The sequence below is a fragment of the Serratia proteamaculans genome (assembly GCF_946227095.1).
Classification (GTDB): domain Bacteria; phylum Pseudomonadota; class Gammaproteobacteria; order Enterobacterales; family Enterobacteriaceae; genus Serratia; species Serratia proteamaculans_E.
On record NZ_CAMISV010000007.1, the window covers coordinates 260,794 to 272,826 of the forward strand.

At 54.2% G+C, this 12,033-nt stretch carries 14 protein-coding genes and 2 tRNA genes; 2 read left to right on the forward strand and 14 right to left on the reverse strand.

All coding sequences use genetic code 11. From position 1 onward, the window contains the following. Positions 1-95: 95 nt before the first annotated feature. Positions 96-1,148, forward strand: a complete 1,053-nt coding sequence (locus OC597_RS16180; protein WP_410071718.1) for a LacI family DNA-binding transcriptional regulator — start codon at positions 96-98, stop codon at positions 1,146-1,148. A 7-nt stretch (positions 1,149-1,155) separates the two neighbouring features. Here the strand turns inward: OC597_RS16180 and OC597_RS16185 are convergent, their stop codons facing one another. The 4 genes from OC597_RS16185 to mtfA form a co-directional block, all read right to left on the reverse strand. Further along, entirely contained in the window at positions 1,156-1,932 is a 777-nt protein-coding gene (locus tag OC597_RS16185; protein ID WP_261284922.1) for a DNA alkylation repair protein, read from the reverse strand. Between the two features lie 5 nt (positions 1,933-1,937). Next, the gene (locus tag OC597_RS16190) at positions 1,938-2,435 is read right to left on the reverse strand and encodes a MarR family winged helix-turn-helix transcriptional regulator (protein WP_261284921.1); all 498 of its coding nucleotides are present in this window, start codon (positions 2,433-2,435) and stop codon (positions 1,938-1,940) included. Between the two features lie 144 nt (positions 2,436-2,579). Beyond that, a tRNA-Asn gene (locus OC597_RS16195) sits at positions 2,580-2,655 on the reverse strand. Positions 2,656-2,757: 102 nt separating this feature from the next. After that, positions 2,758-3,546 (reverse strand): DgsA anti-repressor MtfA, encoded by a 789-nt coding sequence (gene mtfA, locus OC597_RS16200; protein ID WP_262209552.1) that lies wholly within the window; start codon positions 3,544-3,546, stop codon positions 2,758-2,760. 92 nt (positions 3,547-3,638) lie between these two features. On the opposite strand from mtfA, the gene OC597_RS16205 reads away from it, so the two are divergent. Continuing rightward, a tRNA-Ser gene (locus OC597_RS16205) sits at positions 3,639-3,728 on the forward strand. A 140-nt stretch (positions 3,729-3,868) separates the two neighbouring features. Here the strand turns inward: OC597_RS16205 and OC597_RS16210 are convergent. From OC597_RS16210 to OC597_RS16255, 10 genes are all read right to left on the reverse strand, one after another. After that, a complete protein-coding gene (locus tag OC597_RS16210) occupies positions 3,869-4,699 on the reverse strand; it encodes a DUF4942 domain-containing protein (RefSeq protein ID WP_262209553.1) in 831 nt (276 codons plus the stop codon). Positions 4,700-4,802: 103 nt separating this feature from the next. After that, entirely contained in the window at positions 4,803-5,132 is a 330-nt protein-coding gene (locus OC597_RS16215) for a DUF5983 family protein (protein WP_410071719.1), read from the reverse strand. After that, the gene (locus OC597_RS16220; protein WP_012006196.1) at positions 5,129-5,497 is read right to left on the reverse strand and encodes a TA system toxin CbtA family protein; all 369 of its coding nucleotides are present in this window, start codon (positions 5,495-5,497) and stop codon (positions 5,129-5,131) included. The genes OC597_RS16215 and OC597_RS16220 overlap by 4 nt, the downstream gene beginning before the upstream one ends. Before the next feature lie 60 nt (positions 5,498-5,557). Further along, the gene (locus tag OC597_RS16225) at positions 5,558-5,893 is read right to left on the reverse strand and encodes a type IV toxin-antitoxin system YeeU family antitoxin (RefSeq protein ID WP_012006197.1); all 336 of its coding nucleotides are present in this window, start codon (positions 5,891-5,893) and stop codon (positions 5,558-5,560) included. Between the two features lie 11 nt (positions 5,894-5,904). Beyond that, positions 5,905-6,384, reverse strand: a complete 480-nt coding sequence (gene radC, locus OC597_RS16230; protein WP_126486314.1) for a RadC family protein — start codon at positions 6,382-6,384, stop codon at positions 5,905-5,907. A gap of 36 nt (positions 6,385-6,420) precedes the next feature. Then, positions 6,421-6,879, reverse strand: coding sequence for an antirestriction protein (locus OC597_RS16235; RefSeq protein ID WP_126481721.1), 459 nt, complete (start codon positions 6,877-6,879; stop codon positions 6,421-6,423). A gap of 181 nt (positions 6,880-7,060) precedes the next feature. Continuing rightward, complete coding sequence (locus OC597_RS16240) at positions 7,061-8,317, reverse strand: O-antigen ligase family protein (protein ID WP_262209555.1); 1,257 nt, start codon at positions 8,315-8,317, stop codon at positions 7,061-7,063. Positions 8,318-8,369: 52 nt separating this feature from the next. Continuing rightward, positions 8,370-9,539 (reverse strand): putative lipopolysaccharide heptosyltransferase III, encoded by a 1,170-nt coding sequence (gene rfaQ / locus OC597_RS16245; RefSeq protein ID WP_126481725.1) that lies wholly within the window; start codon positions 9,537-9,539, stop codon positions 8,370-8,372. Between the two features lie 602 nt (positions 9,540-10,141). Next, positions 10,142-10,618: a YfjT/YkfB family phage-associated protein gene (locus tag OC597_RS16250; RefSeq protein ID WP_262209556.1), complete on the reverse strand. Its 477-nt coding sequence runs from the start codon at positions 10,616-10,618 to the stop codon at positions 10,142-10,144. A gap of 310 nt (positions 10,619-10,928) precedes the next feature. Then, positions 10,929-11,276: a hypothetical protein gene (locus OC597_RS16255; protein ID WP_126481729.1), complete on the reverse strand. Its 348-nt coding sequence runs from the start codon at positions 11,274-11,276 to the stop codon at positions 10,929-10,931. Positions 11,277-12,033: the final 757 nt, after the last annotated feature.

A 12,033-nucleotide genomic window follows, 5' to 3' on the forward strand; every position in this document is an offset into this window, starting at 1 on the left:
TTCAACCTACGCGTCACAAAAATGAAACATTTTGACCGACAAAAATTTGCACAGCTTTGCAAAATGCGGCAAACTTTTCTCAGAATGCGAAACGAATGGATGTGAAGATGGCGATGGACAAGGCGATGATCAGTGCGAAAGACGTGGCGGAGTTGGCCGGAGTTTCCCGCTCGGCGGTTTCGCGGACTTATACGCCCGGTGCCAGCGTGTCGGCGGCCACCCGCGAAAGGGTGATGCGGGCGGCTGAAGAACTGGGTTATCACGTTAACCATTTGGCGCGGGGATTGGTGCGTAACCGCAGCGGCATCGTCTGCCTGATCGTTTCGGAGCTGGCGACCCCCTATCGGGCCAGCCTGGTGCGCCTGCTGACCCAGCATTTGCAGGATGCGGGCAAAATCGCCATGTTGATTAACACCGATCGCTCCGATGATAGCGTCTCCCAGGCGTTGCAGCAGGCGATCAACTTCCGTGCGGATGCTTCCTTTGTGCTTTCCGGCATGCCGGACAGCGCCATTGCCCGCCTGTGCCATAAACACGGCCAGCGGCTGGTGCTGATCAACCGTAATGACACCTTGCCCGGCTCACTCAGTATCCGGCTGGATAACGAAGAGGCGGCCGGCCGGGTGGTAATGGCATTTGCCCGAGCGGGCTGCCAACGCATCGCTTTTGCCAACTCATTGGCCGGGACGCCCAGCCTGATGGCGCGTGAACGCGGTTTTCTGCAGGCGGCGGAAGCGGCGGGGCTGCAGGTAAGCGTCGAGCGCTTTGGCACGACGTCGTATGAGAGTGGTCAGATCCTGGCGCACCGGCTGTTGACCCGTCGCGAGCGCCCCGATGCGGTGTTCTGCGTCACGGATTTATTGGCCTGCGGTTTTATGGATGAGGCGCGCCACCGCTTTGGGCTACGTATTCCGGAAGATCTTTGCGTGGCGGGCTACGACGATATTCCCCAGGCGGCCTGGTCCTCTTACAACCTCACCACCTTTACCCAGCCGGTGGCGTTATTTGCTCAGGATTCGGTTGCCTGGCTGATGGCGGAAGAGAAAAAGGAGGAGAGCATGATGCCGACGTTGGGCCACGAGATGCCGGGTGAAACCCGGCTGTACCATGCCGATTTTGTCTGGCGCGAAACCATCCGGGGTGCCTGAATTGCCTTCATTTCAGATTGCGCATGGCACGTTGGCAGATACGCCGGGTAGCGGTGGACGGAGAGTCTTGCAGCCATTGTTGACACAAATCTGCGACCCACTCGGGTCTGTCCTTGGCAGCATCGTTAAGCCAGTTAGCCACTGAATCCTGAACGTAAGTGGATGGATCAGCCCTTAAGAGCGAGAGTATTGGCAATGCCCGTTCAGGCTGTTGTTTAAGTATGGCAATGTGGGCACACCAGACGCCGCGGGGCCGTAATGCTTCGCTGGAGAAACGGCGAAGATACTCAGAGGGGGATCGCGCCCACGTCGCCAAGTGTTCGATAGCCTCATCTAACGCTTTCACCAAATGCGGACGAACTGCCAGCCAAGCCCATTCACGGACACCGAAATGGGCATCGTCAGCCAGCGGGCGGATGGCATCCAACCTCTCGGTTAAGGATGTTCCAGACTGTGTCCCGATCATGAAACAGGCCCAGCCGCGCACCGTGTCTGAGTTGTGCGACAGACATGGGTTGATGCCAGTGGTACCGAGATCGCTCAACAAAACGCGGGCAATCCCCTCCATTCGCTTGACGATACCCAGCTTACAAGCTTCTGCGGCGGCTTGCCGTGCTTGTGGTGACAGCGCTGGGAAAACGGTACCTAGCAATAACCTTTGGTCAAGCGCCAGTACTTCAACCAGGGTGGCGCTCTGCAGCTCACCACGGGATAGCGCATCCAAAATATCGGGAGTAATGTCTGCAGCTCGGCTTGCCCCTTTACGAGTGACAGAATGGCTCATATCGATTATTCCTTTTTGGCAGACGTTACATTGGCGGCGACTTTATCGAGTAACAGAGCCAACTGAGTTCGCTCTGCAGTGGAGAGGTTTCCGAACAGGCCAGCGATCCAGTGGCTATGTTGTTCGAAAACCGTCCTGGCAACCTGTTGTCCATGAGGCGTCAATTGGATCCGTAATGCACGGCCGTCACTGGCATCGGTCTGGCGCTCAATCAGGCACTCACGTTCCAGGCCGTTTAGCAGACCCGTGACCGTAGCACGGGTGACTCCTGCTTTTTCGGCCAGCTCATTGGGGGCCAACCCTTCTGAGGCTGCATCAAGCAAGAACAGCATGACGAAGCGGCCTTCAGACAGGGCATGAGGTGCCAGTAGTGAGGCGCAGTCACGGTCGATGGCGGAGGCGAGTGAAAGTGTCTGAAAACACAGCCGGATATTATCCTGGTTAGGAAGCTGACGTCGCTGAGCCTCCTGGAGCAGAGACAGGTATTTTTTTTCGAGTTTCACGATGGGACCTGCATGTAGTATGGCGCCTAACTATAGGTGAGAAAAAATGGAAGATCAACAGGATGAGAGAAGACAAAAATGGCAGGCGTAAACGTTGGATAGCAAAAGACCCGCCTAAGTCTCCTTAAGCGGGTCTTTCGAATTTGGCTCCTCTGACTGGACTCGAACCAGTGACATACGGATTAACAGTCCGCCGTTCTACCGACTGAACTACAGAGGAATTGTCTGAACGGGGCGCATCATATCCAGCCACCCAGAATGTGTCAACGCTAAAGTTGTCGATTCGGTGCGACTGCTCAGCATCTGAGCAATGCGGGGCGGCTTATGGCAATTCTACGCCATCTTCGTCCTGCAACCGCTGCAAGCGTGCCAGCGGATCCTGTTTATAGAAGCGACAGAAATGTTGGTAGAGCAGCGGGAAACGGTTGGCCAGCAGCTCGGGCGCACTGAAAAAATACTCAGACAGCACCGCAAAACACTCGGCCGGGTCGGTGGCGGCATAGGCATCCATGCTGGCGGCCTCTTCGCCAACCATGTCGATCTCATCCTGCAGGTTTTCCATCGCGGCGTGCAGGTCATGCTCCCAGGCGGCGATATCGCGCAGTGGGATAGGGGGGATGCCGGTGGCGCTGCCGCCGTTGCGCATATCCAGCTTGTGCACCGCTTCGTGGATCACCAGGTTAAAGCCGGAGAGATCGAAAGAGTCCTGCACGTCCTGCCAGTTGAGCACGATAGGGCCCTGCTCCCAGCTCTGACCTGATTGCACCACCGGCCCGGAGTGAACCAGGCCGAAGTCGTCCTGCCATTCATCCTCCACCACAAACGGCGTAGGGTAGAGCAGGATCTCATTGAAACCGTCAAGGCATTCGGCCCCCAGCTCAAGCACCGGCAAAGCGAACAGCAGGGCAATGCGCGCCTGCATTTGCGAGGTCAGCACCAGCCCTTGCAAGGGGACAATGCGTTTTTGCTGTAAAATCTGCCCAGCAACGACGATCAGCCGTTGTTGTTCCCGCTCATCCAGCGGAGAGAGCAGGGGAATTGCCAGCGCGTCTTGCCACTGGGCAAGCGTTTCCGCCTGCGGTTGATGCGTTTTCCACGGCCATTTAATCATCGCGTTGCTCGTAAAGTCGTCACTTGAACATTCGGCAGGAGGCTAACCCTGTAAAAATGCCGCAAAAAGGGGCATGATAGCAAGTACTTGAAGGAGAGATGCCGGAGCGGCTGAACGGACCAGTCTCGAAAACTGGAGTAGGGGCAACTCTACCGGGGGTTCAAATCCCCCTCTCTCCGCCACTTAATCTTATTATATCATTGAATTTTATGGTTATTTTTAATTGATTCATATTCTAGTATGCCAATCAGTATGCCATTAATGACTGGCTTGCTTTGATTCTTTCTGGCCTATATTAGACAACTTTCCGCAGAACAAGTTATCACTTAGCCAGCATATTTGGATAGTGCTTTGCTACTATGTCATTCAATTTGTGAACTAAGTCGTGGCGTTTGAATGTGATGTGCGCCGTTCCTTTCTGAAAATACTTAATCGCAAACATCTCATCCTCATAGCGGGTGCTGTGCCGCTCCTCATGGATATGATCGCCCAGACGGCGAGTAACGTCGGCGCGGTTGTCGGGAATAGGTTGACCATCGAGTATCATCAGCATGCGTTCAAGGTCGGCTAACCTGTCACGTTGCCAGCCCCAGTTGAGTCCAAACCCCCACTGGTCGTGCTTTACGACACCATCCACAATAATCTTTTTCCCGAACATGCAGGGGCTATTCGATTTGTAGTCCCAACTAAGATTTTTGAACACGTTGATAGCGCCCCGCTCAAACACTTCTTCTTTGCTCTGATGCAACTGCTCGAAAGTCGCCAGAATATTGGCCTCGCTAATCTCCGGTAGTTCCTCCTCATCCAGGTTCTTGTGCCATTCGTCACGGGCTTGTGCGTCCATCAGCGAAATCATTCCAGATTTCAGCATCAGATCCTGCCAGATGCTACGATCTATGTTGCGGGTGATGGCTTTCATGGCGGTTTCCACTTTCTCTGTAAACCAGCAGTCGTAGCGGTGACCCGGTCGCATCGCCCACTCTTTTGCCGTTCCACCGCCGATGCTGCTGGTCAGCGTCGATATTTCATCAAGCTGGTGGATAAGGGTCTCAATTTGCATCAGCGCAGTGTTTCGTCCAGAGACGATACGCTCAATGCTGGTGGAGCAAATCATATCGGTATGGTCGGTTAATACTTCAGGTTCAGTCTGCATGTTTTGTCTCCATAAAAGCAAAAGCCCGCCGGTTTAAAGGGCGGGCTCTATGCGGGGTTGTTAAGAGTGTTGCTCGAGGAAATGGCGGTGTTAGCGTCAGGGATTACCAATCGAATAGGGCAAAGCCCGGCAGGATCTCGCCTGCCGCATCCAGATGCAGGACGGTGATGTGGTGTTGTCTCATCAGGGTAATCATTAACCGACGGAATTCTTTCGACAGTCCCAATCGTTTAAGCCGTAGCACCGGATGCCGCCACGCCATGAGTCTTATCAGATACCCGGTGCCTGTATAATGTACCCACTCGCTGTCGCCATAGTCCCCCTGCTGGTGTGAAGCGTGATACAGCACCCTGTTATCGTCGTCGGTGATATGGGCCGTACTGCACTGGATACCGGTGAACAGTACGCCGGCAAGCAGCCTGTGTGGGTTCATGGTCGCTTTTCCCCCTGGATAGCCTGCGTGATGACCTGATATCCGTTGCGTGTCATTAGTCCGGTGGCGTGACGGGCCCGCAAGATATCGATGGCAGTGATAAACGGTGATTGTTCCGTGCATGAGAATCCCCGACGGTCAGTGCGTACCAGGTCGAACTTTTCCACGATAAAATTCAGGGCATCAGCCAGTGATATACCGGCCTCAATATGTTCCTGAATGATTGTGTCATCACTGAACACAGTGTCGTTCACAGTCAGACCGTAATGTTGTGCCAGCAGATACGTAAGCAGATCCCGCCAGATGGCAACGGGTGATGGGCAGGAGTAAACCTCCCGTTTAGGGGGGAAAGGTGAAGTCTTCATGTGGATTATCTCGAGGTTTGAATAAGCAAGGTGGGTAGTGGATTTATTTAAGTGCAAGCTTTACGTGACAGGCATTTGCGTTGGATACACCGAAATATACACATAGCCATGTGACCCCAGGCTGTCGGCTTCGCAGGTCAGTCCATTGCAGTAAAGCGTGACGCAGTGCTGATAGCGGGGATTGAGCTCACCGGACAGCAGCATCAGTTCGAGATGGTTAATAAACTGCGGAAAAGCCTCATCCAAATGACGAGTTTGCACCTCGCTGAAGGTACCGCTGATCCCGGCACGATCAGCCAGATAGTGCAGATGGTTACCTTGCTGCACGAGACGGGCACCAAATTGTGGGGTGACGTTGCGTTTTAGTCCCCAGGCTGGGGTGTTGATTGATGTCATCAAGTTTCTCCTTATAGCAGGCTGTGTTCGGCAAACGAATACACCGTCATGCCGCCGACAATACAGTGATCTAATACCCTGACTTCAACCAGCATCAGCGCCTCCTGTATCCTGCGGGTGATGTTTCGATCGGCATCGCTGGGGTCTGCATGTCCCGACGGGTGACAGTGCGCCAGCAGAACCGCTGCAGCGTTGTGCTTCAGCGCCGATTTCACGATTTCGCGGGGATGGACTTCGGTACTGTTAATGCTGCCGGTAAACAAGGTTTCATGGGTCAGCAGACGGTGTTGATTGTCGAGGTAAAGCACCATAAAGACTTCGCGCTCCAACCTTGCCATACGCAGGCGCAGCCAGTCGCGAGCGGCATTTGCGGAGGTGAAAGAAACACCCGGTTGCCTTAGATGCTGTTCCAGCAAGGCTAACGCGCGCTGAATGGTACGTTGCGTGGGTAACGGCAGTTCCGTCACTGATGGGGATAGGGTTGTATTCATCATGATGATCGGTGTTTCCGTAGGGAGTATGAAGGGTTAGTCGATGATGCGCATAATGGCGTTAGACTCAGGATGAGTAAGGGCGTAATCCCGCAGTCGGTAGTAGTGTTCCGTCATCGCGTCACATTCTGTACTGCAGGCATGGTGGTTGTAGGTTATCAGGCAGGCGATGATGCCGGCGGCCTCATGACCGACAGTGGCACCATTCCCGTTCAGTGCGTTAAAGAGTACGTACTCGCCTTCGGTGGACGGAATAATAAATGCCCCACCGTTACTGAGGGTGTAAAATTCCCAATAATCTCCGCAGTAGTGTTCGCACAAGAGGTCGAGCCAGGCGAATACCGGTGACTCGATTCGGAGCCATTGTGGGATGTCGCCAAAATGCTGTAGCCAAAATGACTGACGCTCAGCGTCGGGGACGAGAGTAGCAGTCAGTGTGAGGAGATTACTTATCGGGGAAGTCGAGGGTGTACTGTTGGCAGTCTTATCTTTCACAGGAATTATCCTTACCTTACGTTCAATAAAAAGCACCGGCTTGTCAGGCCAGGCGCGAGGGATCAACGGCATAAAATACAACGCCCCACTCAGGTGAGCAGGGCGTTAATCTGTATTGACTCAGGGGCGTTATTTTTGGGATATGAGCTTGTCCAGGGGGACTTATAACTCGCTTAGCGGATCACTCACGGCCTTCAGCCCGGTGATGTAAACCACTTCCGTTCTCAGCCAGTGGCGTTCCGATGGTAAAACCCGCAAGCAACGCGGCGATAATGACAAACAGGTGTCCCTCGGATGAGTCCAGCAGGAAGGCGTTGAACAGGTGACAGGCCATGTAGCTGCTGAGCACCGCGACAAACAGAGTGCGGCAGTGTGTCGGCAACTGCCAGCCCGCGCGATAGCAGCCCCACATCCAGGTGAGAAACACCATCAGCCCCAGCAATCCGGTTTGCACTGTTTGAAGCAAATACTCGTTGTGCGGGTTATGTACACCGTAATCGGTATCCGCATTGCCGTACCAGAAGCTACCGGCGCCGTTACCCAGCAGCGGGGCCCGTTTAATCAAGTGAATAGCTTCGCGGGCGAAAGCGGTACGTTGTCCCATGGAGTTGTCGCAGGCCCGATAAGCCGACTCGGCAGAGGCCAGGACGCAGCCCTGAATTTGCTGTACCCCCAGTGTCAGGCGTTCCATGGCGCGATTGGGGGTCATCACCAGCATGGCAATGGCCAGTGTGCCGCAGGCGAGCACCGTAATCAGCTGCTTGCGTCGGAGCGTAAGCAGTAACCAGGTGCCCATACCGGCCGCCAGCGCGACATACCCGGTACGTCCCTGTACCATCAGCAACACATTCACTGTTGCCAACAGCACCAACCCCGCATACCCCCATCGCAGCAAACCTCTGTATTCAAATGTGCGCGACAGCCATATCAGGGCGGCAAATGCCATAAACACGTTCTGGGTGATTTGCAGTTTAAATACCGTGGGGTTATCGGGATTAAGGCCGCCCAGCGTGACATGACCGAGACCGCCCGCCAGACTGATGGCCAGTATCAATGCATTCGCCCACACAAATCCGCTGACAAAATGGGTGAGCAACCGACGGTCAGCCAGAAAAAACAACGCCAGCGGCAAGACATACAGCAGCTTTTGGTATTTACCGACCATTTTGGGGCCATAGTCATGGGTATGCGTCAGCAGCGACAACGCCAGCAGCGCAAACATCAGTGCCGGCAGCCACACCAGGGGGTGACTGGCAAGAGCCCCAATCTGTCGGGTATCGCGCCGCCAGAGCAAACAGACCAGGGCCAACCCCAGCGCGATATTCATCAGGGGATTGGAGGTGGGGAGTGACGCCCCCAGTAAAAAGGCCGTGAAGGCAAACAACCGTTGCTGAGGTTGCGTCAGTGAAGAAGAGGAAACCACAGGGACTGATATCATTGTAACGTACTCATTGAAGGGGAACGAAGCACGGCGGGCCGCCGTGATGAAGTTAACGGAATGCCGACGTAACGACGGGCGCGGCTGACAAGATCAGTTGCCGGCTCACCGCCCGTATAACATTGCTGACCGGAATGGCCGCGAGGTAGCGTTCAGGTGTGTCGGTATCGACGGTGTCCGGTGGTGGCAATGAGCAATAATCGCCTGCCCACAACAAGGTATGCGGTGCCTGCCAGGGTGCCCATTGCGCCCGGTTGCTCGGCCCAAACAGCACTACCGAGGGCGTTTTCAACGCGGCGGCCATGTGCATGGGAACCGAATCTACGCCGATAAACAGCCTGGCCCGGTCAATCAACACCGCAAGCTCCGGCAGGTCCAGACGCCCGGCCAGATTGACTACACGCTGTGGTGACAGGCAACCGGCCATAATGGCGCTGATCATTGCAGCTTCATCCGGCGAGCGTCCGCCGGTGATCACCACCGTTCGGCCCTGTGCTGTAAGATGATTGATAACGGCACTGAACCCTTCCACCGTCCAGGTCTTGAAGGCCCAGCGTGCGGTGGGCTGTATCAGCACAAAATCCGTCAGATGATGGCGTCGGCTGAGCCGATCAATCTCATCGACATCGCGCTGCCGCCAGGTCTGCGTCACGGTGGTGATTATCGTGGGTAATGCCAGCGGCACCAGAATGTCGAGATTATTCAGCACGGTGTGTTTCGAGGTGTCGGCAACGTCAACCAGTAACGAATGGCAGGCCTGCCACAGCCGATTGTGGCGTTTGGGGTACCGAAATCCCAGGCTGAAGGTCGGTTTGAGAAAACGGCAGTACAGCGCTGCCCGCCACTGGTCGGAGAGATTAATCACCAGGTCGTAGTGGCCCGTACGCAAGCTATTCCACAACGCCTGCTCACCGCGGTATTGTGCCTTGAGACGCTGATGTTTGAGGTTACGGTCCACGGTATAGGCCAGGTACACATCCTGGTTGCCGGCCAGCATGGCCTCCGTACCGTCATACACCAGCACATCTATCAACGCGTTGGGGTAATTAGCGCGCAGCGTACTGAGCAAGGGCGTCATCAACAGCACGTCACCGAAATGGCGCAGTTTAATGACCAAAATTCGCTGCACGATTTCCCGATGCAATAGCGCGTTGGGAACACGGCTGTCAGGTAATGTCGCCTGGGATGGGGTGTTGCGCGTGTTGTATGGAGCGTTTGTCATAACTTGTCGTCTCAGAAAAAATGCAAAGGATCCCCTTCCGAGCCGGTGTCGAAATCGTCAGTGAGGAGAAAAATAACGGTGCACCACGTCCGATGATGCGTGGGAATACGCTCAGGTATTTATCGCAGCATGACCTCCTTAATAGCCAGAAACCTGATAGCGGATGTATTTCCAATAATATAGCGGTGGCTTTGTCTTTATAAGCAGCCATGCGGTTATGTGCTTTTCGCCGGACTATTAAAACCTTCGCGATCAGAACGGTACCCAACCCGATCTTAACGGCGGAAGCTACGCAAAGATAATTGGTTGTGCAGATCAATAAGATCCCACCGATCGGTGAAAACGATCAATCCTCTACAAAATAGAGGGTTACTAAGAAATTTCTTACATGCTTGACGTTAAAGGTTTTATTCTTACCTGTAGCGTCCTGATCTCGGCGTTGTAGGAGGAGGATAAACAGAGGAGTAATACGAGGGGATGCATCAACGGTATAACGACACAGGCCTCAGCCTGCATTCGCAGGGCTGAGGCCTGTGTTCATCACGTTGATTAATATTATTCGGCAATAGCGTGCAGCATCTTGCTGACGGATCCTGTCAATTTTAGTCGTCCGGGATAGCCGCACCGATTTTGCAGTCGGATTGCCCAAAGGCCGGGAGCACCTTACCGGCTCCGTTCAGGGTAAAATGGGCGGGCTGCAATTTGTCACCGGTAACCGTCACGGCCTTACCTTTACGCAACTTCTCCCAGGCAACGTATACGTTGTCTACCCCAACCCGCGAGACCACATCATTGAAGGCGATCGGTTCACCGCCATCTACTGAAACAGAAAACGTTCTGGTTTGGGTCAGCCCATCATAGTTGTCAACAGACTGGCCGGTCGGGTCGGTAAACATCACAAGCATGGCTTTGTCCGGGTTACAGCCGATGTAAAACTGTGACTGCCCCTTGCCCTTGACGACATATTCCGTCGTACCTTGTCCCCAGCCACTGGACCAGTGGTTCACCTCACCAAAGGCCCAGGTTGAAGCATTGAGCCCGAAACAGATTGCCCCTATCAGGCAGGTTTTTATCTTCATGATTATCTTTCCTTATTCATCATTGGAGTACGTGCTCTCACTTCTTTGGCATCGTGCCATGAGACGGGCGCTTTTTTGCATGAACCCCTCAGGCCATTGTTGTGTTTGTTCAATGCGCAACAGTGTCTCTTTACCGTAGTGGGTCTCTATGCCGTCCCAGGTACAACGACAAATCGAATCGGGCACACTAGATTGCAGACAGCTTTTCAGAAAATCCCCTTTCAGGCGGTTGAGCGCATCGCCACAGGCCGACAGCAGACTGCAGAGCATCGCCAGACAGAACACTCGCGTATACATTTGCTGATTCATTTCAGTGCAGGACCAGTGCAATACCCAAAAACACGCCACCGGCCAGACCGATAATCTGGGGACCGCAGGCCCAGAACAGGCGCAATCCAACCAGACTAAAAAAGCCCCCTGTGGTGTACACCGCATCGGGTCTTGCCAGGTTGCGTAATGCTTGCCCCAGCAATGCACCGAGACTGCCCAACAGGGTACCGACGATGACGGCAAGTATTAGCGCTCCGGTGCCGGCACCCAGCACCTGCGCGGACGAGTTGCGCGTCACTACCAGGAGGGAAAAAAGTAAGGCACCGACGCCCCAGCCAAACAGGGCTGGAGAGAGGCGTGAAGCAGAGCTGTGTGAAGGGGTATCCATGAAACGTATTCTCCTTATATGGGTGAAATGAACAGATGCCATCATTGATTGCTAATGCTGAATATAGGTTTGTCAGTGAAGGGGCGTGGGGGGCTTTCCCTAAAGGTTGGCAGGCCAACAGCCCGCCCTTTGGGCGTCGGACCGCGCCCAAACGGCACACTGCCCGATCTTAACGGTGTGCTAAGGGCAAAGATAATTGGTTGTGCAGATCAATGACGCGAAACCGATCGTTGAAAACGATCAATCCACTTATCTGCAACTGTGTGGATACCGAAACGTTTAACGCCTTGAACTAACATGCTTTTGTCTGCTGCAGGTAGCTAAGAGATGAACAGGATACGTACCGTCCATCCCATCTCTCCTGTCAGGTCCGTGTACGGCCGGGCCGGGGGGAAGTGGCCGATTTAGGGGCCGGTGGAAACGATGTCCCGCCGGGTTGTAGCATGAGCCAGAGACGTACGGCCAGGGTCAACAGCGTACCGAGCGCGCGCAGAATACTGCGCAGGGTTTGCCAGGAAAAAAAGACAGCCCGACGCCGTTGCTTAAGAATCCGGTAAGAAAGGAAAGGCATGACAATATCTCCAAATAAATCAGCGGACAGGCAGAAACCAGTGGTTCTGTAGGATATGCATACCGGGAATATAGGCGTGAGATTTTTTTGAAAATGCCGCTTAATAAGGAGGACGCAATAATACTGCTGTCGCAGTGAGTGCGGATAATACCGCAGATAGTGACGGATAAGGGAATAGCCCGAGGG

Coding starts and splice junctions, on each gene's coding strand:
- OC597_RS16180 (WP_410071718.1), top strand. CDS start 96: ATGGATGTGAAGATGGCGATGGACAAGGCGATGATCAGTGCGAAAGAC.
- OC597_RS16185 (WP_261284922.1), bottom strand. CDS start 1,932: ATGAGCCATTCTGTCACTCGTAAAGGGGCAAGCCGAGCTGCAGACATT.
- mtfA (WP_262209552.1), bottom strand. CDS start 3,546: ATGATTAAATGGCCGTGGAAAACGCATCAACCGCAGGCGGAAACGCTT.
- OC597_RS16210 (WP_262209553.1), bottom strand. CDS start 4,699: ATGCAGACTGAACCTGAAGTATTAACCGACCATACCGATATGATTTGC.
- OC597_RS16215 (WP_410071719.1), bottom strand. CDS start 5,132: ATGAACCCACACAGGCTGCTTGCCGGCGTACTGTTCACCGGTATCCAG.
- OC597_RS16220 (WP_012006196.1), bottom strand. CDS start 5,497: ATGAAGACTTCACCTTTCCCCCCTAAACGGGAGGTTTACTCCTGCCCA.
- OC597_RS16225 (WP_012006197.1), bottom strand. CDS start 5,893: ATGACATCAATCAACACCCCAGCCTGGGGACTAAAACGCAACGTCACC.
- radC (WP_126486314.1), bottom strand. CDS start 6,384: ATGAATACAACCCTATCCCCATCAGTGACGGAACTGCCGTTACCCACG.
- OC597_RS16240 (WP_262209555.1), bottom strand. CDS start 8,317: ATGATATCAGTCCCTGTGGTTTCCTCTTCTTCACTGACGCAACCTCAG.
- rfaQ (WP_126481725.1), bottom strand. CDS start 9,539: ATGACAAACGCTCCATACAACACGCGCAACACCCCATCCCAGGCGACA.
- OC597_RS16250 (WP_262209556.1), bottom strand. CDS start 10,618: ATGAAGATAAAAACCTGCCTGATAGGGGCAATCTGTTTCGGGCTCAAT.
- OC597_RS16255 (WP_126481729.1), bottom strand. CDS start 11,276: ATGGATACCCCTTCACACAGCTCTGCTTCACGCCTCTCTCCAGCCCTG.